The organism is Desulfomonile tiedjei DSM 6799, from assembly GCF_000266945.1.
Classification (GTDB): domain Bacteria; phylum Desulfobacterota; class Desulfomonilia; order Desulfomonilales; family Desulfomonilaceae; genus Desulfomonile; species Desulfomonile tiedjei.
This window is the reverse complement of record NC_018025.1, coordinates 4,288,550-4,313,078: the sequence shown is the minus strand read 5'-3', so window position 1 is coordinate 4,313,078 and position 24,529 is coordinate 4,288,550. Positions and strand designations below refer to the sequence as shown.

The 24,529-nt window shown below is 49.8% G+C and carries 20 protein-coding genes; 15 read left to right on the top strand and 5 right to left on the bottom strand.

The features are described from left to right. The first annotated feature begins 21 nt into the window (after window positions 1–21). The 4 genes from DESTI_RS18310 (at window position 22) to DESTI_RS18295 (ending at window position 2,867) form a co-directional block, all read left to right on the top strand. Window positions 22–789 carry a DUF1189 family protein gene (locus tag DESTI_RS18310; RefSeq protein ID WP_014811455.1) on the top strand — a complete coding sequence of 256 codons (768 nt, stop codon included), beginning with the start codon at window positions 22–24 and terminating at the stop codon, window positions 787–789. Between the two features lie 11 nt (window positions 790–800). Then, window positions 801–995 carry a DUF2065 domain-containing protein gene (locus DESTI_RS18305; RefSeq protein ID WP_014811454.1) on the top strand — a complete coding sequence of 65 codons (195 nt, stop codon included), beginning with the start codon at window positions 801–803 and terminating at the stop codon, window positions 993–995. 2 nt (window positions 996–997) lie between these two features. Then, on the top strand, window positions 998–2,116 hold the full coding sequence (gene queA, locus DESTI_RS18300) for a tRNA preQ1(34) S-adenosylmethionine ribosyltransferase-isomerase QueA (protein WP_014811453.1): 1,119 nt from the start codon (window positions 998–1,000) through the stop codon (window positions 2,114–2,116). 376 nt (window positions 2,117–2,492) lie between these two features. Further along, entirely contained in the window at window positions 2,493–2,867 is a 375-nt protein-coding gene (locus DESTI_RS18295; protein ID WP_014811452.1) for a hypothetical protein, read from the top strand. Between the two features lie 280 nt (window positions 2,868–3,147). Here the strand turns inward: DESTI_RS18295 and DESTI_RS18290 are convergent, their stop codons facing one another. Further along, the gene (locus DESTI_RS18290) at window positions 3,148–3,813 is read right to left on the bottom strand and encodes an acetate--CoA ligase family protein (protein WP_014811450.1); all 666 of its coding nucleotides are present in this window, start codon (window positions 3,811–3,813) and stop codon (window positions 3,148–3,150) included. 596 nt (window positions 3,814–4,409) lie between these two features. Here DESTI_RS18290 and DESTI_RS18285 point away from each other — a divergent pair. The 6 genes from DESTI_RS18285 (at window position 4,410) to DESTI_RS18260 (ending at window position 12,866) form a co-directional block, all read left to right on the top strand. Next, window positions 4,410–5,162: a hypothetical protein gene (locus tag DESTI_RS18285; RefSeq protein WP_014811449.1), complete on the top strand. Its 753-nt coding sequence runs from the start codon at window positions 4,410–4,412 to the stop codon at window positions 5,160–5,162. Window positions 5,163–5,589: 427 nt separating this feature from the next. After that, window positions 5,590–6,369, top strand: coding sequence for a methylmalonyl-CoA decarboxylase (gene scpB / locus DESTI_RS18280; protein ID WP_014811448.1), 780 nt, complete (start codon window positions 5,590–5,592; stop codon window positions 6,367–6,369). Window positions 6,370–6,495: 126 nt separating this feature from the next. Beyond that, window positions 6,496–6,870 carry a hypothetical protein gene (locus DESTI_RS18275; protein WP_157212202.1) on the top strand — a complete coding sequence of 125 codons (375 nt, stop codon included), beginning with the start codon at window positions 6,496–6,498 and terminating at the stop codon, window positions 6,868–6,870. Continuing rightward, on the top strand, window positions 6,867–9,005 hold the full coding sequence (locus tag DESTI_RS18270; RefSeq protein ID WP_041286321.1) for a cytochrome c3 family protein: 2,139 nt from the start codon (window positions 6,867–6,869) through the stop codon (window positions 9,003–9,005). The genes DESTI_RS18275 and DESTI_RS18270 overlap by 4 nt, the downstream gene beginning before the upstream one ends. 9 nt (window positions 9,006–9,014) lie before the next feature. Further along, window positions 9,015–10,871, top strand: coding sequence for a DNA methyltransferase (locus DESTI_RS31620; RefSeq protein ID WP_014811445.1), 1,857 nt, complete (start codon window positions 9,015–9,017; stop codon window positions 10,869–10,871). 432 nt (window positions 10,872–11,303) lie between these two features. Then, the gene (locus DESTI_RS18260; protein WP_014811444.1) at window positions 11,304–12,866 is read left to right on the top strand and encodes a sigma-54 interaction domain-containing protein; all 1,563 of its coding nucleotides are present in this window, start codon (window positions 11,304–11,306) and stop codon (window positions 12,864–12,866) included. 1,150 nt (window positions 12,867–14,016) lie between these two features. Here DESTI_RS18260 and DESTI_RS18250 read toward each other — a convergent pair. Continuing rightward, a complete protein-coding gene (locus DESTI_RS18250; protein WP_014811442.1) occupies window positions 14,017–14,673 on the bottom strand; it encodes a hypothetical protein in 657 nt (218 codons plus the stop codon). Window positions 14,674–15,048: 375 nt separating this feature from the next. Here DESTI_RS18250 and DESTI_RS18245 point away from each other — a divergent pair, with 375 nt between their 5' ends. The 5 genes from DESTI_RS18245 to DESTI_RS18225 all read left to right on the top strand — a co-directional run bounded on the left by DESTI_RS18245 (window position 15,049) and on the right by DESTI_RS18225 (window position 20,521). Then, window positions 15,049–15,333: a DUF3467 domain-containing protein gene (locus DESTI_RS18245; RefSeq protein ID WP_014811441.1), complete on the top strand. Its 285-nt coding sequence runs from the start codon at window positions 15,049–15,051 to the stop codon at window positions 15,331–15,333. Between the two features lie 165 nt (window positions 15,334–15,498). After that, entirely contained in the window at window positions 15,499–16,365 is an 867-nt protein-coding gene (locus DESTI_RS18240) for an ABC transporter permease (protein WP_014811440.1), read from the top strand. Between the two features lie 46 nt (window positions 16,366–16,411). Beyond that, window positions 16,412–17,785, top strand: a complete 1,374-nt coding sequence (locus DESTI_RS18235) for an ABC transporter ATP-binding protein (protein WP_014811439.1) — start codon at window positions 16,412–16,414, stop codon at window positions 17,783–17,785. A 10-nt stretch (window positions 17,786–17,795) separates the two neighbouring features. Further along, on the top strand, window positions 17,796–18,683 hold the full coding sequence (locus tag DESTI_RS18230) for a class I SAM-dependent methyltransferase (protein ID WP_014811438.1): 888 nt from the start codon (window positions 17,796–17,798) through the stop codon (window positions 18,681–18,683). Between the two features lie 506 nt (window positions 18,684–19,189). After that, entirely contained in the window at window positions 19,190–20,521 is a 1,332-nt protein-coding gene (locus tag DESTI_RS18225) for a lactate racemase domain-containing protein (RefSeq protein WP_014811437.1), read from the top strand. A 370-nt stretch (window positions 20,522–20,891) separates the two neighbouring features. Here the strand turns inward: DESTI_RS18225 and DESTI_RS18220 are convergent, their stop codons facing one another. From DESTI_RS18220 to DESTI_RS18210, 3 genes are read right to left on the bottom strand one after another with little or no spacing between them, the layout of a single operon-like run. Next, the gene (locus DESTI_RS18220) at window positions 20,892–21,446 is read right to left on the bottom strand and encodes a DUF488 domain-containing protein (RefSeq protein WP_014811436.1); all 555 of its coding nucleotides are present in this window, start codon (window positions 21,444–21,446) and stop codon (window positions 20,892–20,894) included. 57 nt (window positions 21,447–21,503) lie between these two features. Continuing rightward, a complete protein-coding gene (locus DESTI_RS18215; RefSeq protein WP_014811435.1) occupies window positions 21,504–23,015 on the bottom strand; it encodes a TolC family protein in 1,512 nt (503 codons plus the stop codon). Between the two features lie 2 nt (window positions 23,016–23,017). Further along, window positions 23,018–23,965, bottom strand: a complete 948-nt coding sequence (locus DESTI_RS18210; protein ID WP_014811434.1) for an efflux RND transporter periplasmic adaptor subunit — start codon at window positions 23,963–23,965, stop codon at window positions 23,018–23,020. Window positions 23,966–24,529 lie beyond the last annotated feature (564 nt).

The window sequence follows — 24,529 nt, the reverse complement described above, 5'->3', positions numbered from 1 at the left end:
GTCTTCAGGGAAGGGCCGCACATGTCCATCTCCAAATTGATCTCATCGGTATCTCCATTGAAAATGGTTCTCGTCCTGCTCGCGTGTATTGCTCTGAGCAGTCTAGCTGCAGTTTTATCTTTGGGGCCTCGGATCGAACGCCTGGCTGCAACTGCTGTGGATAACTATGATGCATATTTTCCGGAAATTCGTATTCGCGACGGACACGCTTCGATTCGCGAAAAACAGCCTCATTTTGTCGATCTGGGAGATCAGACACCCGTTGTTATCGACACCAGAGAAGGAATGCAGAAAGAAGCCGCAGAGTACCTCAAGCAGCATACCCACGGTATTGTGCTCTCCCGGGATGCGGTGATCTTAAAGAATGGCGGAGAAATACGAATCGTATCCTTAAAAGATGCCCCGGATGCGATCATCAATGCCGCCAATCTCAGTGATCTAGCCGATCGCTATCTTCCTACCGTCATCAGGCTGGCAGCTCTTTTTACCGTACTCTTTTTCCTGATTTTGAAACCGCTTCAGGTGCTCGTCCTCGCATTAGTTCCCTACTTCGCCGTACGATTCTACAAAATGGTGCTTTCCTACGGAACTTCGCTGAAGTTCTCGGTGGCAGCAATGGTGCCACCCGTGTTGCTGGACGCACTCCTGTCTCTGGGCAACATTCATGTCCCCGCAGAATTCTTTCTTTACATCGGACTATATGTGGGCCTGCTGATTGTCCTGACAGCGGATCTGATTCGCAACGCGCGGGAATCTGCAGCGTACCAACCTCCATACGTGAATCCGTGAGCAGGCCGATCATGGAATATTTTCTTTGCGTCCTCGGCATGGTGATGGTTTTGGAAGGACTCCCTTATTTCGGATTTCCCGACAAAATGAAACAATTTATGAAAACCGTTCTCGAACAGGATGATGCAACGTTGAGAATAATGGGCAGCATATTGATGGTATCCGGACTGTTCATTATCTTCCTGGCCAGAAAAAGCCTTGAATAGACATGATGGATGAAAATACAGCGCTCTACACAGATGATGCATCGATGGACATCCCCGAGAGCTTTCGGCTTGCAACGTATTCGTACGAGCTGCCGCCAGACCTGATTGCGCAAAAACCTTCTCCTGAAAGGGACCGATCGAGACTTCTCCATTTGAATCGCCGAACCGGGGCTGTCGCTCACCACTTGTTCGCCGAATTACCCGGATTGCTCAGGCCTTCGGATGTTCTCGTGCTCAACGAGACAAAGGTGATTCCCGCGTTTCTCCAGGGAAAGAAAACCACCGGGGGCCGCGTGGAATTGCTGGTGACCGACCCCGGAGAAATGTTTGGGCCCGGAGAATTCCATGCAGTACGCACGTGCATCACGAAATCGAGCAAACCTATTAAGCCGGGATCGAGAATTCTTGTTGGAAATGGAGTTGAACTGGAATGCATCCACGCCGTGGGCCCCGGCAGAATACAGGTCCGCTTTCCTGTAACCGAATCAATGCTTCTGAATTTTCTTGAAGAACATGGCAAACCGCCGCTTCCTCCCTATATTCACACAGCCAAGCGAGACGAAGCTCTGGATCGCTGCCGATATCAGACTATTTACGGGCGAGTTGCCGGTTCCGTTGCCGCGCCGACGGCAGGTCTGCATTTTTCGGAAAAACTTCTGAAAGAACTTGAAGGTATGGGGATACTTGTTGCGCGTATAATCCTTCACGTCGGACCCGGAACGTTCTTACCTGTGCGTACACAGGATGTAAGATTGCATACTATGGAATCGGAATATTTTGAGATTTCCGATGAGACTGCCAGAAACATCACTCGCGCTGCACGCGAGGGACGACGCGTAATAGCTGTCGGAAGCACCAGCACCAGGGCTTTGGAAACAGCCGTGTCGGAGGATTGTCATATTTGTCCGGGAAAAGGCAAAACGTCATTATTTATTCTTCCTGGATATCGGTTTAAAATTGTTAAGGGAATTATCACCAACTTCCATCTGCCGGAATCCACGCTCCTTATGCTTGTCTGCGCGCTAGGGGGAACCGATCGCGTTTTGAGCGCGTACAGGCAAGCTGTTCACCAAAAGTATCGCTTTTACAGTTACGGCGATGCCTCTTTAATAGCTGAATAATTAGAGAAATCACTACTTCGAAAAAGGCGGGACCCCCTCTGGGGCACCGGGTAGGATATTTTGGTTGGAGTCTCATGGAGGAATTATTTGGTAGGGCTGATGCAGGTGAGCAACTTCTAATAGGATAGGTTTTTCTTGTCAAGGTTTTTTTGATAAAAATGATTCATCTCATTGTGACAATTCGATCATTAATGTATTCCGCTCTAAAAAATACCTCATCTTAACCTCCTAGCATTTTTTATAAATCCGGAATCTTGCCGAATTGGTTATGCTTTAAATAATCAACATAACTTCTAGACATTAAACCAGAAAATATGATAGAATCGAAAAAACGAAATAACGCGATCGGCGCGCAATGTCATATCTGGAGGAAATTGTGATAATAAAGTCAATGATAACAATATCATCAATCTTTTTGATGATAATAGCTGTAGCGATTGGATGCGCGGTCGCATCACAACCGATGCCCATCCATCAGGAATTCGATAATGAGTCAAAGCTCGGAACGGGTGATGCAGATCGATCTGCCGCCCTCCAAAAACAGATCACTTCGTCGGTCAAGGGAACTCAGGAAAAGAGTAGCCAACCATCGAGCACCCAGGACGCGAGCACGCGTACGGGCGATCTCAATCTGAGACAATTCTTCGGCTCCCTGTTGCCATCAAAACAGGATCTGGACAAAGCATTCGACGACGAATACAACCGCTCGTTTCAGACGAGACCCAGCAACTGGAGGAATGGGGAAAAATAGCAGGAAAGAATAACAGGCTAGCCCGATATCGGCTGACATAATTTCTGACGTTTTGAACGTTCCACCTTTTACAAAGGCCGGTAGAGTCCGGAGTCTCTGCCGGACAGAACTAGTTGATTTGTTTTGCAAATGTGCCGGCACGGAGGCCGGCACCCACCAATTCTTAAGGAGTGCTTTTCGATTATGAACAGAAAAGCGAATCAGTATTTGCTCAGCCACAGCCACGAGAGTATCAGGAACCACATGATGACTCCTTATCGACCGGGACCATATGAAATGCTCAGCCGAGGACAATCAGTGCATCAACAGCGACAGGTCTGCCATCCCTCAGAATCAACGGATTGATATCTATTTCCTTTATGCTGCTGTTTTCCAGGCCGATGCGTCCGACAGTGACGAGAACCTCCGCTAGTTCTTCCCGGTTGGCCTCGGGCATTCCCCTTACAGGCCCCAATATTTTGTGTCCCCGTATGTCTTCCATCATTTCGTACGCGTCGCGCTGGCTCAGGGGCGCCATTCTGAAGCACACATCCTTGAGTGCTTCGGTAAATACGCCTCCCAGACCGAACATGACACAGGGACCGAACTGAGCATCGCGCGTCATGCCTGCCACAAGTTCACGAGCGCCGTTGACCATTTCCTGAACGAGCACTGCGTCATCCGGACCGATCTTTGCCGAAATCTCACGAAATGCTTCCACCGCTGCTTCACGGGTGCGTATGTCGAGGATGACCAGATTTTTTTCGGTTTTGTGACTCAAATCGGGAGAGCAGCCCTTCAGAACAATCGGGAAAGGAATGCGCTCGATTGCCAGGCAAAGCTCTTGCTCGTTTTTTATAAGCATTTCGGTTGTGACCGGAACGCCGTACCGTGCGAGCACCTGTTTCGACTCGTATTCTGAAAGGACTGATCTGCCTCCGGAGAGAGCTTTATCGATAATTTCCATGTGGGCCTCCAAGTATGTTCCTTTATAGCTCCGGGAAGACCGACTAGGCAATCATAATGAATCCGGACTTGGTGGAAGCACAGTTACTCAAGCTCTTTGTTCAGCACGGTGACGCAGTTGTTTCAAGATCATGGGAGGCTCTTTGGCAGTGCGAAAGTATGACCGAGCTACTTTATAGGAAATCAACTATTGACTTTTGAAATCAGTCAGATCATCCTGAGCCTATTGTTGGAGATCACCGGCTATTTAAGATTTCTCTTGATTCCTTTTCTCTAAACGTTTACAGGTGAGTCTGCGATTCACGCAAAAATCGGATCGAAGCGGATTGATGCCTTTCTACGGCATTTGAAGCGATATCCGAAATGTTACCCTGAGATTATCCATATGGATGAAAAGGGTGCGCGCCATTAAAGGCAAAATTGTGGCTTATTTCTGGTTCGGTATTGAGAACCAGTTGCATGTGGAAGCTTCCTAAGTCCCTGTGCCCGGAATCTTTTGTGGTAACAGGCAAGGGCTCTTTCAACTATAGATAGAAGATTGCTGGAGCCGGAAAGAACCCGCGAACCTGTTGTGTTCGTGCAGTCAAGGAGACACTCATGGCTAAAAAGCCACCCAGACGAGACCCTATCATCGTCTACAAGAGGGAAGAAAAAGGCCTGAAACCTTTTCTTCCGAAGACTCGAGGCGGATTTAGACTCGGACCACCACCTCGACCGAATCAGAAACCAAAAAAGCCGAAGGAAACTAAAACCGTTCTTCCTGAAAAGGTGCGTTTTCATAATGCAGCCATGGAAGCTATTGAGGCCATGGGATCGCCGGATCAGGAGATAGCGAGGGGCTGCTATTTTCTTTGTTTCCTCGTGCACGAGACCAAGACCAGCACAGATCTGTTCCCGCTTAAGCACAACGTGCTCGAGAAAATATTCAAGAGTGGAACGAGTTGCTTGACCGTGAATTATGTGCGCCGCGGAGATAGAGAAATCTATCATCTGTCACCGGAAGCCAAGAAGAAGTGGGAATCCGAAACAGGAAGCAACAAGCATCATATCCGGATGTACTTGAGCCCCAAATGCAAGGTCGAATTTGAAGAAGGTTATTTCGATCTGTACCATTTTCATGTTGTGCTTGAACCCTTCCGTTTTTCTTTCTATCTGCCGATTCATCAGGCTGGTTGGCTCGACAAGCGTCGTATATCGAAGCGCCGATTTCACTATCCACAGACGGTGGAGTACGGGCTCTTCGAGGGAAAACTCATCACGACCTCCAGAAAGGCCACCATGATCTCTCTGGAACAGATAAAGGAAGAGCTCAACAAGCTGCTCGAAAAAGATATCGGCAAGAAGAAATAGTTTTCTCTCCCCTTTGCCTCGGGGTATGAGCATGAGAAAAAAGCATTGACTTGAGTTAAATGGTAGGATACGTTCACGCGAAATTCCCCTGCTAACGAAGACTGTTTATAAGTTGCCGGACGAACCCGTTCCGAGAGTCGCCATTTTAGGCTGACACTCGGACGTGTAAGCATGGTTGATCGCTGAAATATGACTGCCGTATTTCGTCAATGAATAGGTGCGTCTACATGGGCTTTGAGAAAAAGGGGGTTATATAGCTTACGTTATTCGGAAGCACGTCTAATGCTGCTGACGCTTGGAAGATCAATCTCTCCGATAATCTATTGGGAATCCTCACGAACGCTCCTGATCTTCCCTGGCATGTTAACCACTTACGCCAGTTTAGCGGTATGCGTGATGAAAATCCAAAACCCGGGAGTTGTTATCTATGGGATTGGTAGAATTGGCTTTTTCAGACTGGATAGGCACTATTACACTCAATAATCCAAAAAAACTCAATGCGTTGAGTGAAGAGCTGATAAAAGATTTCTGTGACGCTTTGGAAGAGTTGAAACGACAAAGCGTAAGGGTTGTCATTCTTAGAGCGCCTGCCGGGTCGAAGATTTTTTCCGCGGGTCATGACATGCGCGAACTACCCCTGGATGGTCGCGATCCGTTGACGTACACCGACCCGCTCAGACTGGCTGTAAGGACCATCGAGTACTTTCCTGCTCCCATAATCGCCATGGTGGAGGGGAGCGTATGGGGCGGAGCATGTGAGCTGGTGCTGAGCTGCGACATAATTATCGCGGCTGAAGACGTAACCTTTGCTATCACTCCTGCGAAAATCGGAGTGCCGTACAACATCTCGGGAGTCCAGAATCTCATTATCACCGGCGGAACCCATATCTGCAAAGAAATGTTGTTTGCAGCACAACCTTTTCCCGTGAAACGATTGGTCGATGCGGAAATAGTGAACCGGGCAGTCCCAATCGATCAGTTGGAGACGGTTGCTCAAACCCTTGCCGAGCAGATCTCCAAAAACTCACCACTTGTAATCAGTCTTCTCAAGGAAGAAATCAGGTTGTTGTCGACGTCGCATAATCTCAGTCCTGAGACGTTCGAGAGGGTGCAGAGCATGCGCCGCAGCGTGTACGACAGCGATGACTACCAGGAAGGAATCAAAGCGTTCTTTGAAAAACGACCGCCAATTTTTAAGGGCAAATGACCTTCCAAAATTAACCCTCCCTTAACCCTCGATGATTCCTGTGATATGATTGAGCGCATCTCAACACCGATGTTTCCGATCGAGCAATACCGAGCACAGTGTCTTCGAGTGGAAGTTCAATCTCCAGTGCAGCCTGGTCAGCCCAAAAACAGAATCAAGAGTTTCCCGCTCCTCGTGCGAAAGGAGATGCTGGCCGCACTTCTTGCATTCGCTGTCCTGGGGATCGTCTCGGCTCTCTGGGATGCACCGCTTTCCGTACCTGCAGATCCTTCCGGAATTCCCGAACAAGATGTGAAAGCTCCCTGGATTTTTGTAGGTATCCAGCAGATGCTCCGTTATTTTCCCCCCTTTGTTGCGGGAATCCTTCTTCCCCTGGCAGCGACCGCGGCACTGGCTGCAATTCCGTATCTTCTCCCCAGACAGCCGTTGCTGATTTCGATTATCTTCGGTGCAACCGTGATTTTGCTTACTGCTCTGACACTATGGGGTTATTTCTCGTGAAATCCCCGTCAAATGTCTATCTCTCAGCATGCCTGATTCTGGGATGCATACTTCTGGGCACATTTGGGTATATCGAATACAGGCATCGCACCCCTGAGTGGAAGCAGTATCAGCTCAAAGGTTTCGAACTTGCTCGGGAGCGTTTGGAACAACAGCTCGCCGCAGAGCAATCCGGCGAGAAGAGGCAGGAAATCGCATCCGAAATAAGTTCCCTCAAAAACAAGAAACCCGAAATCATAGAAGTAAGCCCGTTTGGAGGGAAGCTGCCGGTAGAAAGGTGCCTCACGTGTCATCTCGGAATCGAGGACCTGTCAAAATCTCATCCTAACACGGTATTCGGCTGTGTGACATGTCATGGAGGGAACGGACCCGACTTGACGGTAAAGGGTGCACATGCCGGACTGAGAGGCGGACGCAATCCTGCTCGCCTCGACCTTGCCGCTGCAAGCTGTGGAGGACAAAAGAGTGCTCTGGGATCCTGCCATTCTCAGAGAGAGCACCCGCTCTTGAATCGAGTCGAGAATGTCCCTCGTTCGATCATGGCCACGAATGCCGGTATAATCGGAATACTCAGATTCCAATGGGGGCTGGAGTCAACTTCGGAATCCGAATTTGCCATAAAAAGTGTTTCGGACGGGAAAACGACGCTTTCACCCGTGCATGCGGAAAAAACGGAATCAGGCGTCTTCAACATTGCGGAGAGCCACTTCAGAAAATTCTGCGCAGCCTGCCATTTGTGGGGTTCCCGTCCCAGGGAAACCATGGGCCGGCTGGAGGGATGCCCTGCCTGTCATGCCCCCTACGGAGACCGGGGGCACTATTCCGGAGGAGATCCCACAATCAAACGGGATGAAACGGGACATCCCGCAACCCACACGATAACAAACCTTATACCGAACGATCGGTGCAGAGCCTGCCACAATCGAAGCGCGCGAATAGGCCTCAACTATCACGGAGAAATGGAAAGCTCTCAGTACGGAACGCCGTTTGTGCATGGACAGCTCAATAACGATATCCTGAGCGACGGCCGGTTCTATTGGAAACTGGTGCCGGATGTGCATCATGAAAAAGGAATGGCTTGCATAGATTGCCACACAGGCCAGGACACCATGGGCGACGGATCTGTCCACAAATTTATGAAAGATCAGATAGAGGTCCGCTGCGAAGACTGTCACGGTTCCAGGAAAACTCCTCCCGCTACCATGACCGTGGAGAGCAAAGATCCGCTGATTCATACTCTCGTGAGAGGTTCGCCGTTTATTCGGCTCAATGATGGAGATACCATTCTCAAGACTTCCAAGGGCCGGCCTCTGCCGAATGTGAGACTCACGGAAAAAGGTTTCGCGCTTACCGGAAAGCTGACAGGAAAGCAGCACCCCGTGAACGTTGTCACCGGCAAGAAGAATCATGGGATTCCCGGCCACGATCGCCTGGAATGTGATTCGTGCCACAGCGCATGGAGTCCTCAGTGTTACGGTTGCCACCAGGTTCTGGATTTCACCAATCGCGGAACCGATCACCTGACCGGGAAGCAGACTCAAGGGCGATGGGCGGAAGGAAGAGGATTCTTCAGGTATGAGCGGCATGTGTACGGCATTAATTCCCGCGGAAAGGTGGGCATTCTGGTTCCCGGGTGCCAGGTCTGGAATACCGTAGTGGATGCAGACGGAAAAATCGTGCCCCCGTTCGATTCTGCCATAACGAAATTGCGTAACGGGAATTCCTCTGTCGCCATTGGCCCGACACACCCGCATACCACGAGGAAAGAAGTCCCGAGGTGCGTGGATTGCCATCTGGACCCGAAAGCACTCGGACTCGGGGAAGGAGTGGCTACTTTCAAATCCAAAGAAAATCAGGTGGCTGTGGAACCGCTCTACGATTCCCGAGCGTCAGGCCTGAAAATCCCATACTCTATAGACAGCGTTGTGGACGCGAACGGAAAAGAGCTGCAGGGCACATCACACCAGCTTGCTCGCGGGTTCAACCAGGAAGAACTTCGGAGAATAACTTCAATTGCGCGCTGTCTCCCCTGTCACGATCGATACGACGATCCTGTATGGACCAAACCCGGGCCGTACAAAGAAACCGCGGCATGTCTGAAAGCACTTGAGGAGATGCAGCGAAAGCAGGAGTGACCAGACGCCTTGTTTTATTCAGGAGACAGACCGAATCCTTCTCTCAGAGACTTCGCGGAGTCCCATGTTCATGACAAACCTTTCGATCCAAACTCTTCCGACTATCACGTTCAGGAATTCATCAAGCCTATAGAAACGAACCGGAACTCGCCACTTTACGGCATGCATCCTTATCATCTTGGAAAGAAACCCGCGGACGCAATACAGGAATATGTGCGACATTACACGGACCCGGGTGACCTTGTTTTGGACCCGTTCTGCGGATCGGGAAGCACCGTCCTTGCCGCATTGACCCTGGGTCGCAAGGCTATAGGAATCGATGCTTCGCCCGCAGCGACGTTCATCACCCGATTCGTGGTGAATCCGTGCGATCCGGAAGATCTCAAACAGAGATTCAATCGGCTTTGTGAAACGGTGAAGCCTTTCATGGATGACTTGTATTCCACGACATGTCATCTGTGTGGCAGTCCCGGTACCATTCATCACGTTGTGTACTCGAATGTGTACCAGTGCCCGAGCTGCGGAGCGCACATTACCTTATTTGAGGCCGTCTCAGGTAATCCCCCCGGCTGCCCTTCATGTTTTCGGAAACGCGGTCGTATTCAGCCTATAACTCCTTTCTTAACCAAATGCGGGAACAGGCCGGTTACCCTGAATTTTTCCTGCAATGAGACATGCACAAGAGGGAGAATCACCAGATCCGTTTGCGGAACCCCGGAAGAACAGGCTGCATTCAGAGAAATCGACCTTCCTCGGATAGACCGTATCGAAAACTCACCCGTCGAGCACCCGTTTCCCGATCGATTCATGATGGATGTGCAGGATTCGGATATTCCCTGGGGTGATGAATGGCGTCCAAGCCGGAATTTCAGGAAGGTTCGAGATCTCTTCACAACACGGAATCTGAAGGCCATTGCCGCATGTATGCACGCAGCCGGATCGGATGACGATCTGAGAGCGATCGTTACCGCGGGAATGTTTGCTCTGAGTCTCAAAGCTCAGCATTTGAAAGGGGGAGGGGGGTACATACCCGGAACCTGGTCGCTTCCGCCCATGTCAAAGCAGCGCAATGCTATGGAGACCCTGGGTAAAATCTTTTCACGCGTGTACAAGGCAAAACGAATGCTGCTCAGCAGCATTTCTTTGGACGAACTCTGCCTCTCAACGCAATCTGCTACGGATCTTTCGGCACTGCCGGATTCCTCGGTGGAGTACATTTTCACCGATCCTCCTTACGGCGGTACGGTTCAATATGCGGAGTTGAACTTCATCTGGGAGGCATGGCTCGGCATGAATACGTCCTGGCGCGAGCGTGAAATCGTGGTGAACGGAACTCGCGGCAAAGGATTGAATGAATGGACCGAAACCATGGTTGCAGCGATGTCGGAATGCTGCAGGGTGCTAAAGCCCGGAAGATGGTTGAGCCTCTGTTATCACGACTCTTCGCTGGCGATGTGGGGAAGGGTCCAGGATATCATGATAAAGGCCGGATTTGAGATAGGCGAAAGCACCTCACCGCTGTATATCGATACTGGATCGTCCACGTACAACCAGCGGGTTACGCGGAAAAGCGTAAAACGGGAGTTGGTCATCAATTACCGCAAACCATGCCGCCGGAGCGAGGTAAAGAACCCTGTCCTCGCCACATCCAATTACGAAAACACAGTTCGACGGATTGTCACTGCATTCTTGCAGTCATCTCCCGGAGCGTCGAAAGACCGCATATACGACCACCTTACCCATGCATTGTTGCGGCAGACCCGCATTCAGGATCTCGATTTCGAGAGAGTCCTGAGAGAATTGGCCATTCAATCGAGTAACGGAGAAAATGCCTGGTTTCTGAAAAAGACCGCTCCAAAAATCTGACATTCCTGTAATATTTCACTCAAAAGATACCATTCGGTTAGATCTTCCCGGAGAAGTTCATAAGGATTACGGCTAGTTTTCGAAGGTTTGGCACACATTTCGCTATGCCACAATTAGTCCCGGTCTCGTGAGATTCCGGAAAAGGCGCTGATTCGCAATCAAGAAAGTAAAGCTCCGGGGAAACCCTTCTTGTAAGAAGTGTTTCCCCGGACCCCTTCCCAAGAACTTCTAGCATTTGCCTAATAGCTGGTTTTTCTCACGAAAAACCAGCTATTAGGCCAGTGTTAAAAGTTTTTGGAAGGGTCTGGGGAACCTTTTTTACAAAAAAGGTTCCCCAGATCTTACTCTGTGATGGCGAAATCACAGCTTTTGACGGGACTGCACAGGCGATTATAATCTTTTAGAATCTTTCTCTTTGAAAGCGAGCGATACATGCTGCCACGAGAACGAATCAACGACAAGCAATCCATCGCCAATCATTACGAATTGAATATTCTACGAGGGTTGAGTCAAGACATCGATAAGGCCTTGGACCTGGATGACATGCTCTATCGATTCCTGTGCATCCTTCAGGAGCATACATCCACCAGGAGAGCGTGGATAATGCTTCAACGTCCGGAAACCGGGCGCCTCCTCCTTCGGGCATCCTGCGGATTAACCAAAGAAGAAGAGAAGAAAGAAACCCAGAATAGCGCATTCAGTCTTTCAGGGGCTGTTTTCAGAACCGGTGGTATCTGGATTGCGCCCAAGACGGGAAAGTATTTTCCTGTCAAAATGATTGGCGATGAACCGGAATCCGTTTCAGTGATAGGCATTCCTATTGTTATGGATGATTCTCCGGTGGGAGTCCTCAATTCGCAACGGGTGTTCCCCACAACTGTAGCGTTGGACGAAGACATTCGACTTCTCTCGCGTATTGCGGACACAATTGCGCAATTGGTGAGCTTGAATTACCAGGTACGTGCGCGGGAAGACGCTCTCACACGGGCACTTGACTCTCTTAAAACGGAATTGTCGGAAAAAATAAACAACTTCCTCGCTGTTGGCAGAAGCCCGTTAATGGCTCAAGCACAGCAGCTCATCAGAAAGATTGCTCCAACCAATGCAACGGTCCTGCTTACTGGGGAACCGGGAGTCGGAAAATCTCTGGCCGCAAGATTGATTCACGAACTCAGCGATCGAAACCGTTTTCCCTTTGTGGCAGTGAATTGCTCGGCTTTTCCCGAAAATCGCATCGAATCGGAACTCTTCGGCTGCGAAAAAGATGCATTCTCCGGAATTCTGGAACCGAGAATGGGCCGTTTGGAGGAGGCAAATCACGGAACGATCTTTTTGAAAAATATTCATGAACTGCCGCTTCCGTTCCAGTCCAAGCTTTTGCGATTTCTTCAGGATAAGGAATTCGAGCCCGTGGGAGGTATGAAGGCCGTTTCTGCGGACGTACGGCTCATAGCTGCTGCAGAAATCGATTTGAGTGAAGCTGTTGCTGACGGGATCTTTCGTCAGGATCTCCTGTTCAGACTGAACGTGTTTCCCATTGCGATCCCTCCTCTCAGGGAACGGCCGGAAGATCTGGCTCCTCTGGTGGGGTTCTTTAGTGACAGAGTTCGGCGGGACCTGGGACTGCCGCTTAAACTCACGCGGGAAGCAATGGCAGCTCTGGAAAAATGCGCGTGGCGGGGCAATGTACGGGAACTTGAGAATTTTATCGAGTACCTCGCGTTTACCGTGCCCGGGGGATTGGTTGAGGCAAAAGATTTGACTTTATGTCCGAATTTCTCGCGGAACGAATGGCAAGCGGAGGCATGCGAATCCCTGGACGCGCTCAAGGATATCGAGAGACGGAGTGTAATCGCTGCGCTGGAAAGGAATAGCTGGGTGCAATCCCGGGCGGCAAAGGATCTCGGGATTACCCTGAGACAAATCGGCTATAGGGTGAGAAAATATAACCTGGAGCACATAATCCAGCGGAATCGCACTGTAGAAAGAGTGTAGTAATAGATAGTTTCAACGGTTTCTAAAAAGCCAATCGATCAGGACTATGACGACAAAAACCACAAGACCCATGAACAGGAAAACGAACCGGAGTTCATCCATTGAGTGCTCCTCTGATTACAGGTACCCGCCGATATCCATGCACCTCGTCATTGCTGAAAAGAGGTTCAACACCTCAGTGAATAAAGGACGCTGGCGGTCCATGAGAAACTATTCTACAGGATTCACATTCAAGAGACTAATATAAGGGCAAGGCGCCAATCACCACTTCATCCTTTCTGGAAGAAGAGAACCGATCCTCAGGGTCTCATAATGTGGGAGGCTGGAGGTATCCTTCGCTCCGGACGACGCAAAGCCGTCTAATCACTCCGCTCAGGACACCCCAGCCTTCGCTATCTTATGTGCATAACTGCGAAATCGTATCAAATCTCCCCAGTCCCCCCCTCCACGAAAGGGAGGTAAGAGGCAACACCTTAATTCCCCCCTTATTAAAGGGGGGGAGGGGGGATTTTTCGACTACCATCTGCACTGAGTTTTGGTCATATATTTTGGCAATGACCAAAACGCTCGTTAGCGTTCGCAGCATTCAAGGACTTTCTCCGATGAGCGTCTCACCCTGCTTTCTTGTGAACTAATCCTGTCCGTAAGTATAGAGGAAAAAGAGTTCTCGGAATAGTGCCCCATTTGCTGTGCAACCTGGAGGCACGAAAAAGACGTTATTATAGCTGCCGCAATGAATGTCCGATTGAGGATAAGAATATTGGTGGGTGTCGGCCTCCGTGCCGGCACATCTTCAATATGATCGATGATATCGAAAGAATGGACCGCCAGGGAGAAACTGTCTCAAAATTCATAACTGAACGGAACATCATGCTGCGACTCGCCATCCCTGTTGGGGTAGCCATGGGGAGGCTGTCTCAAAACCTCCTAATCATCTAGAAGATGGATTGCAGAAAAGTGTTGACACCAGGACGAGTCGACAATGAACACCGAGAATCCTCAGGGTTCTCATGGTTAGTTCGACCTTAACGCTTGTCATTGCGAGCGAAGCGAAGCAATCGCCTGAAATTAAGCGCCTGAATCCCAGGCGATTGTCCCGCGAGACGCGGGATCGCTGTGCTCCTCGCAATGACAACATTTGGCAATCGCTCTAAAACGTTCGTAACTTGAAGAGAGGACCCAATTTCTGAACTACAGATTCGATAACACCGGCCGCCGTCGAGCTGTACATGCGATTCGCGCGCATGAGTGCCCTGCGTCTGGGTTCGGCAAATTCACAGTAATCGATGATGTCATCGTGCCCGGCCGTCCCAAGCTCTATTTTTCGCGACAGCTCTTTTGATGTTTTCCATGCAGAGATTTCCTTTGTGTTGAATCTTTCACAATATGCCTGGGTAATATACTTGTCCCACAGCAACACGATGGCAACTGCTGAGCAAATGTTTGCCCTGGGACCGCAGATTGCGTAACAGGGGTTACCATCCGCAGAATACACTCTCTTCAGCAACAAGCCTTTCTCGTTCTGCTTTCCCATTTCCAGACCCAGACTGCTCATGACCTCTCCATTAACACCGCCTACGGACATTCCCACAATGCTTACCGAATGGTCGCGATTTGTGCCGTCTTCTATCAATTGCCTGATAAGCGCAAATTCTGCCGTCTCTTTGCCTAATGGTCCTCCGAATCCATGATGTTTCAATTCACTTACCAGCGGGTCGTAATTCACTAACACATATTCCTCGAATGTTCTTCCATGCACCAGATGTGCCAATGAAAGCGTCATAATTATAGCAATGCAAATTCTCATTACACCTCTCCTTTGAACCGAATTTTTCGCAAGCCTTAATGAATGGATAGAACCCGCTTTGTGCACGATAATTATCGTACTCGCGGGAAAGTTGGCGACCTTAACACAAAGGACATCAGAAAATCAAAAATAGTTCGAAGTTAAATCTATTTCTGCGCGACTTGACATATAAACAAGTCACTAAAATATTGGGTACTTTGCCGATTATTACATTAACGGAGAATTCGTGCATTCAACAAGCTGCAGGCATTCGAGTTGTTCCCTGGTTTCCATGACCTGAATATTCTCCGAACAATGAGGGGGGATAACTTTTAGGTGCAGATGCATTTCTTTCGTGGTATCTTTAGGTCGGAATGAATATGTAAGGAGGTTCATATGGCGGATCAACAACAACAGCAGACTCTTCCGAAAATGTTCTCATTCAAAGACGAAGGGTATTATACGAACTGCACGATGATTGAAACTACCCCTTTCGATATTTGCCTGCTCTTCGGCAAGCTCAGACCGGGCACGGATGAAGCCGGAAATCGTTCCCTGGTTGAAGTGTACGAACGGCAGGTCTACCTGTCCCACGTACAAGCCAGAGCCCTCTATGAAACACTGGGTAAAAGCCTGGAAGCAATGAGCCGACCGAGAGTTGTTCCCACTCCCAGTTCCTGATAAGAAGCGCCGATTGGATCCTGCTGCAGTAGGACTTCTGCAGTGGCTGCATCTTCGTCCGGGTTTACCAGAGCTGTCAGTGCAGAGAAGACGCGACGTGCTGTCTCGGTTCGGTAGTATGCGTGAAAACCCAATTTTCGATCCGTATCGAGAGCACGTCGTACAATGAATGAAATGGAGCCTCCGTCAGTTATTTCCGGCAAGCCGGTCCCAGTTGCGCAATACCTGAATCCTTTGAGAATGGCTGTCCATCTGTACAGCCACAAAGATTTGATTGCGCGGCTCGCATGGAGAGATACCGTCGAGCGTTACCGGGGATCGTACCTGGGAATAGTGTGGTCATTCATAACGCCGCTTCTCATGCTTGCAGTGTATGCCTTCGTGTTCGGCGTCATCTTCAGCATAAAATGGGGTGTCGGGCAAAATGAAGGATTCCTGGATATCGGACTCACGCTGTTTTGCGGTCTCGTACTGTTCAATGTGTTTGCCGAAAGCATCATCCGAGCGCCTCAACTGATTCTCAGCAATCCGAATTACGTGAAAAAGGTTATTTTCCCGCTGGAAATATTACCGGTTGCCATACTCTGTTCAAGCCTTGTACAAGCCGTCATCAGTCTGACGATCTTAATCCCTGCGCTCATCCTGTTTAAGGGGACTTTCTCTTCGACGATCTATCTGTTTCCGCTGGTGGCGCTTCCCCTGCTTATGTTGACTCTGGGGTTCAGTTGGTTCTTGTCCTCTCTGGGGGTTTTTGTCCGAGACATAGGGCATCCTATCGGCATAGTGGTGCAGATTTTGTTATTCATTTCAGGCATTTTCTTCCCGCTGTCCGCTGTGCCGGAACCCTATAGGCTTCTTATTCAACTGAATCCCCTTACGGTAATTCTCGAGAATGCTCGAAAAACCCTCATGTGGGGGGCATATCCTGATTGGGGATGGCTCGCGTTGATTGGACTTCTTTCCCTGATCGTTCTTCAGTTGGGCTATGCCTGGTTCATGAAAACCAAAAGGGCATTTGCAGATGTCATCTGAAACTGGGAGAATGCGAAAGGAGACTATCCGTTCGGAGCAACATGGAATGAGTCTGGATACTGATTTTCCCGCAATTTCGATCCATAATATCGGAAAGAGCTATCATCTCTGGGACTCTCCCCAGGACAGATTGAAACAGCCGCTTCGCACAATGCTGTCACGGTGGCTGCCCGTACGGGAAAAGCGATATTTTCGAGAATTCTGGGCTTTACGCGATCTCTCATTCGATATAGGCCGGGGAGAATCAATCGGCATAATCGGGAAAAATGGCAGCGGAAAGAGCACACTCCTGCAGATCATCTGTGGCACGCTTGCGCCTACCACGGGATCCATTGAAATTCGAGGCCGCATCGGCGCGCTTCTCGAGCTGGGATCCGGTTTCAACCCTGAATTTTCCGGGAAAGAAAACGTATACATGAATGCCTCGGTATTGGGGCTCAAGAAGGAAGAAATTGACGAGCAGTACGAGGCAATCCTCGAATTTGCGGATATCGGCGATTTTATCCATCAGCCGGTGAAGACGTATTCCAGTGGAATGTACGTCCGTCTGGCCTTCGCGATTGCAGCGCATGTGAATGCCGACATTCTGGTCATTGACGAAGCGCTGGCTGTGGGGGATGCGTTCTTCGCTCAGAAATGCATGCGCTACTTACGGAAATTTCTGGAAAAAGGGACACTGTTGTTCGTGAGTCACGACACTGCTGCGGTCATTAATCTATGCGATAGAGCAATTCTCTTGGACGGAGGTATGATCCAGGCACAGGGATCTGCAAGAGACATTTGCGATCTGTATCTCGAAAAGGTCTTCGCGGCTCGACAGGATGTGAACAGATCGAAGAATTCCATCAGAGAGCTTCCTGTGCCGATCGACCCTGAGGAAATGGTCGATCAAAGGCTGAAGTACATTAATGCATCACCTCTTCGGAATGACATCGAAGTATTCCACTTCGATCCCGATGCACATTCATTCGGCAACTTCAGCGCCTCAATTATTGACGTGAAATTTCTGGAACGCATGTCAAAAACACCGCTCTCATGGATAGTAGGCGGTGAATCTGTGTGCCTGCGAATCATCTGCATGGCGCACGCGGATATAATGAGCCCGATTGTGGGCTTCTACGTGCGCGACCGGCTAGGACAGACTTTGTTTGGAGACAACACGTACGTAACGTACAGAAACAATCCCGTGTCGATACAGGCCGGGGAAAGATTCGAAGCAGAGTTCTGTTTCCGCATGCCAATATTGCTCGTAGGCGATTACTCCATAACTGCGGCGGTGGCAGAGGGATCTCAGGAACAGCATGTGCATCAACATTGGATGCACGATGCGCTCATTTTCAAGTCTCATTCAACGAGCAATTGGAGTGGGCTCATAGGGATTCCTATGGAAAAGATCTCGCTCCGGGTGCATTCCGAATAACGTGCAGGCAATGGACTTCAATCCTCTCGATTACCCCGCTGTATTCATGAAACCTCTGAGGCTTCGGATTTCAGCGTGGACGGAACATATTCCCTTCGCATTCGGGTTGATACAGATCCTGAGGCCTGCAACCCTGGTGGAATTAGGCGCGTACACGGGAGTTTCGTATTGTGCATTCTGCCAGGCTGTCGAATCATTGGATCTTCCGACCAGATGTTCGGCAGTTGATACATGGAGAGGAGACGAGCACGCTGGCTGGTACGGGGAAGAGGTATATCAGGATCTGGCGAGCTATCATGATCCCTTGTATGGAGGCTTTTCCACGCTCATGCGTATGAGCTTTGACGAGGCGGTCCAGCATTTTTCGGATGGTTCTATCGACCTTCTTCACATTGACGGTCTCCATTATTACGATGCGGTAAAACGCGATTTTGAACTGTGGCTTCCCAAAATGAGCAAGAAGGGAATTGTGCTGATGCACGATACCTGTGTGCGGGAACGCGATTTTGGTGTGGAAAGGTTGTTCCGAGAATTGGCCGACCGGTACCCTGTTTTCGAGTTCACACATTGTCACGGTTTAGGAATAATCGGAGTAGGAGAGAGTGCTAGAGGGGGAGCGTTACGGGAATTCTTCCGAGCCGACGCAGAGAGTACCGCTGCGATAAGAAGCTTCTTCACTGCATTAGGACTGAATATTTCTTTGGAATCACGTATAGAAGAGACTGAAGAAAAACTGGGCCGACTTTCCGAACAGTATTCCGAACAGAATCGACTGATGGAACAACACCAGGCCCGGATTGAAGAGCTACAGAATCAAATGACGCGTTTGCTAAACTCCAGATCCTGGCGGTGGACCGAGTGGCTGCGAAGCTCAAGGCGGTTTCTGAACCGAAAATGACGTCGCGGGACCTGATATTCTTTCGTAATGAAGGAAGGGTGTCCGAGCATGTGCTAGCTTAGAGTGTTTTGGGTCATTTGTTCCGGAGGAATCCCGCGAGACCCGGGGAAAATAGGTCGACGATTCATCGCCGTTTAAGGAACAATATGTGATTTTTGAGTCTCAGAGGGACGACTGACGCAAAAATTCCCGGCAATGAATAGGCTGTCCCAAAAGTCGAAATCTATCCCAGATCGTGGCACGAAGTTCTCATGGTCCTGCCGGCCTGATTGTAGGGGCGGGCCTCGTGTCCGCCCAAATAAGGGTAGGCACTAGGCCTACCCCTACGAAGATGGCGAATCGTGGCACGATTGTTATGCATTCGAGAATTCTGAGACAGTCTCTGAAATTCCCGGGCTCTATGGGACGAAGAGCTCGGAACGAAGTCAGAACCTGTGAGAGGTTGGGGCGTAAGTCTTTCGCAATATTATCCTCCTGAATTCAAAATGTATCGAGGTGAAAAATCAATGGCCAGATTCATTGAGTTTCCGTGGGGAGAAGAATCTCTCAAGATTTCCGTTCCAGACACATGGCGAATTCTCGGTGAGCTGAAACCCAGGTCGGTGCCTACAATTGCGGACCCAGCCGCAGCATGTGCGGAAGCTCTGTCCAACCCGATTGCAGCATCTCGACTGTCGCAACGTGCTCTTTCCGGTAAGCGTGTTGTCGCTGTGGTTGACGATCATTCTCGTCCCACACCCGTAGCCGAATTCCTGCAGCCTGTTATGAATGAACTCCTGGCAGCAGGAGCAACTGCAGAGAGCATACAAATTTTGATCGCCACGGGTGTCCACCGCCAGAGCCGTCTTGATGAAGTGGAGAAGAAGCTCGGTCGAGCATTGATGGACGCGCATCCCTGGCGCTGCCATGACGCGTCCGATTCGGACAGTCTCAGAGAAGTCGGGATCACTGCCAGAGGCACCAAAGTGGTTCTCAATAGGCTTCTCACGGAAGCTGACCTTATTGTGTGTGTTGGCGCCATTGAACCTCACTTGCTCCTCGGATTCGGAGGAGGACTGAAGATGTTGATTCCCGGTTGTGCCGCTGCCGAGACGATCGGAAAGAATCATATGCAAGGGGTCGATCCGGACAATTTCGATTACGTCGGCACCGTGGGGGATCGTTCTCCGATGCGGCAAGATCTCGAGGAGGGAGCGAGTCTCCTGAAAAAAGACGTGTTCATTGTAAACGTGGCCATGAACGAACAGGCGCGTGCGGCAGCTTTTTTCTGCGGTGACCCCATCATTGCTCAGAGACAGGGTGAAAAGTTCGTGCTTGAAATTTCCCGACAGGAAGTCCCGGAACAGGCCGATGTTGTCGTGGCGAACTCGTTTCCCATGGATGCCGACCTGCGGCAATCGGTCAAATGCATCGGAAATTCACTGTACGCATGCAAGCCCGGAGGAGTACTCCTGGCATTCGCACGCAGCATCCATGGCCTGGGCGAGATGCCTCTAGCGAAGAAGACTCTTCCCTATCCGGTGATGAGAACGCTCCTAAAGGTGATTGGGAAAAATCGCGTTCTATCTCTCGTGGAAAAGGCGAAGAAAGGCGAACCGGTGGAGGAGGTGTTTATCGGACATTTCGGTCTTCAAATGCTGAGACGCAACCATCTGGGGATTTTCAGCGACAGTCGGCTTCTGCCGGAGGATATCGGCAGGAAAATGGGGCTCGCCAGGAGCTTCAACAAAACGGAATCGATCATGGACTGGGCTGCATCCAAAGCTCCAAGCAGCGCGACAGTCTGGGTCTTTCCTTCCGGCGGTTCGACATTCGCCTCGTTTGGGAACGGCCGCTGATAGCACTGTCTTTTCAAGATTTCAAACAATAGTCACTCTTTTGCGAATGGATTAGACTTTTAGCGAGTGCCAAAAATTCTGACGTTCATCCCATGCTCAAATAGAAGCTACAGGTAGGGGACCGGCGTCCCTGTTGGTCCATTATATTGATATCATTGATGAACACGTGCCGGCACGGAGGCACGGCACCCACCGATACTCCTAATCCTCAATCGGTCACTAATTTTGGCAAGTGCCAATAGTTCGACTCACAGCGAGTAGGATGGGATGGATGAAATGAACCGTATCGTTCGTGAATCTGGTGATAGCGCGATTTTATGCGGTTCCTGATGGATACCGCATTCTGCGCAGACTCTGCAAGCTTCTTTGTCTAATGAAATTGTAACGCCGGTGGATAAATGACGATGCCTTCGGTCGTCATGGTCGCCTCCGGGGACAGGGGATGGAGAATCGGATCCTTTTGCCCCATGATATGAAAAACTTCTATTCCCAAAAGCGAAAGATAGTCACTTAGAAGACGCCGGTGACATTGCCAGTACAGAACCTCCGCGCACATGGAGGCCGTCCTGGAAGTCCTGGCCGCGGCAAGGAATTCCGACACTCCTTCACGGAACTGAAGAGTGCCCATGTAATCCGCGTACCCTCGGAAACCCGGATTGACAAGTCCCGTGTTCGGCGACACGAATCCTGCAGGACTTTTTCTCCGTCCTCCTAATTTGGGTATCCAGAGATATTGGATATCATGTTCGGGCAGATTCTCCCTGAGGTAGTCGCGGTTGAAATGAGGGAATTTTTTCGAACCGGGAAAACTGCGGATATCCGCAATCATCTTGATTGAATGCTGCTGCAGTAAGGACAAAAAAGTATCGAAGGAATGATTGGAATGACCTATGGTGTACACTGTCAGCGGAATTCTTTTGTTCATAATAATACTATAACAATGTGGACACCGATTTCGTAAGAATACCAGAGTAATTGAATACTAATCCTGGGGAACAGGTTCCTGGTAATTTACTCCCATGGCCGCGTAAAGGAGCGCCAGATTGGCTGCAGCCTCTCCGAGATTACTAACTCGTTCGATCTTTGCCTCCAGGAGATTTGCTCCCGCCTCCTGCTCGCGGACCTTATCTGCAGCGCCGGTCGCCGACCTGTGTCTTGCCACTTCCAGCACTCTTCTTGCCATCCGGACTGACTGGGCTGAATTCTGAACCTGCTCCAATGCATCGAAATATTTTAGGAAAGTGTCCCGCACTTCCAACGATACTTCCAAAGCAACCCTTGTCAGGTCTCGGCGGGTCTTATATATGTTCGACTGAGCTGCGTTTCCTTCAAAGGAAGCGCCGATCCAATCGAACAGGTCTACTCTGAAGTTCATTCCATATTCAGCATATTCCTTGTCCAGAAGGAATTTGTCTTTATCGCGGTTATACCTGTAAAACCCTGTGACTTGTGGCGCATACTTGATATACGAGGCTTTCAGATCATTCTCGGAACTGAGATTTTCCAGTCCCGCGATGTATAATTCGGGTCGGGTTCTTACCGCTTGAGCTTCCAGATCGGCCATTTCGGCTCTGAAACCCGGTTCTTCGAGCTTACCGGCTACGTAAAAGCCGCCATCAATTGTGTAATCCGGCGAAAGCCCCATTGAGGATGCCAAGAAATTCCGTTGCTTCTCGAGATCGTTTCTCACCTGAACGTAAATACGCCTTGCCCGGATATATCGTTGGACTGCATCGTTATATTCTTCGATATTCACAAGTTTCTTTTCAATAAGCTCGGCTCGTTTGTCGACGATGTCGGAACGAATGCTCTTCAGCCGAGCGGCCATAGGCAAAGCTTCTTGAAGAGCCAGTAATCGGAAAAAGGAACTCTCGGTTCGGCCGAGCACCTTTTGGGCTCGCTTGATTCGCTCGTAGTACGCAGAGATGCGCTGGTTCGACCTGCTCTTGGTTCGATAGAAAGCGGTCAACGCTTCGACGGGGCTCCATCTGAATTCTGCAGAATAGCGCCATGTAGATCGCTCTCGTCCGTTAGCGTACCTGTACGGATACGGCGGGAAGGAGATTACGGGCCGAGGAGCCGTTGATGCAGAGAGCCCTTCTTCAGCGATGACTTCGCTGTAACTCCAGCCTATGTTATCCCTGTCGCTCAATTGGCCGGAAACGGCTGCGTGAGGCAGCATTTGAGCCATTTGGCCGTTGCGCAACTGACGTTTTGTCTGTTCGTCCTGACGAGCAACTTGAATATCAAGATTGTTCATCAGTGTGATATTTCTACAATCTTCCAGTATAAGCCATTGTTTTCCGGCCACGAGAGTCGCAGGCCTGAGACGGTTTTCCACCATAGACGCTGCGGTTCGATTTGCCGTGGCAAGTTGATGAATATCCGGTTGGAAAGCTCTCAACTGGGTAAACGTGCACGAAGTGAACAGCCAAGGAGCGCTCATTGCAAAAAAGAAAAGCAATTTCAGTTTATATTTGACAGCGCTTATCATGTTTACTTCGAGACTTCCAAAGATCCGGTCATACCTACTTCAAGTGCTTGGTTTTCATTTGGAATGAGCACCCAAACTCTCTTTGTTTTGGATTTCGGATCGATTACCTTTCCGACTCGGTCCACAGTTCCCTTGAATTCCCCTCCGGTTCGCGGCCAGAAAACCGTTTTGACTCCTTTAGTGAATTCATGCATTCTTTCTTCCGGAACATTAGCAATGGTAAACACCTTGGCACTGTCAACCATGTAAAAGAGGCTCTCGAGATTTCTGGTCGCCTCAAACGGCTGTTTATGTATCAATGCTATGAATCCGGTAAACGGTGCGCGAATCTTGCAGCGCTTGAGATTTAACTCAGCCAGTTCAAACTCGGCTCTTGCCTCTTTCGCCCTGGACATCGCGAGATTTGCTTCACCCTGCTTCCTCAAGAGATCCTGAAGGCTCGTTGAATCCAATCCATACAATTCTTCCTGGGTCTTTAGTTCCTTCTGGGCTATTTCAGCCGCAATCTCGAGAGCGGCAAGTTTTTCGCGTGCTTTTTCGAAATCCAGTTGATACTGCTTGCTGTCCAATTCCATTACGATTTGGCCCTCTTTGACGAGGTCGCCTTCCTCAAAGTTCAAGACCGAAATGACCCCGGGTATTTCCGCGGGCACTTCTGCTTTTCGGAATGGGTTGACTATGGTGGCTTCTATGCGGGGGGAAGTTCTGCTGAAAGGTATTTCCTCCCGGATGAGACGTTCGGAAGGTACAGCCGGCGGTGGAGTCTTCCAGGGGGTCGGTGACTCGTTCTGAGCAGCTCCGGGATGCGGTGAAGGAACGGATCGGTCTGTCTCCACAGAAGTTGCAGTTGACTGCTCTGCGCCGCCCCATGGAATGAACGCTGTGAAGAAAGCCGAAACAACGATGAAATAAACCAAATAGCGCTTCCGCGCAAAAGTCGCATATTCCATATAAGCCCCCGAAAGCGAGACTACACGTGAGCCTCTGCAACTATCGAATGCAGCCTGGAACGAACCGGTAAATCTCGTTTCCGATCTAAGAAATCCCTCGCATATAAAGAAAGAACCCGGACCCGGGAGACGGATTGCGAGCAGCCTCCGTCTTCGACGCATCCGTTATCACGAAGTGTCGCCGATCTGTTTCTGCAGATCCGTAATCCATTCGCGGTAAGCTCGCCGAATTTCATGTTTCGGTTATGAACGAGAGAATGCAGCCGGTAATACCAATGTGTTTTCATAAAGGGAATATTGAGAAACCTGTTATTTGCGCGGTCCCGGCAAATTTCCTTCGCTACGAACGCCACGCCTTGGCGTGGCTGACTTCGCTTCGGAGACATGCCGGGAGCGGATTCCCAGATGTTACTTCTTTGAACGCACATTGGTATGACACGTATAAATCATAGTAATTGTTGCCCACACGGCTTACATTTGTTTGGCAACATTATTCCTCCTTCACCATTGAATGGCATTTGCAATGGTGCTCTTCGCCACCGCATCCGCGAATAGAAAAATAAA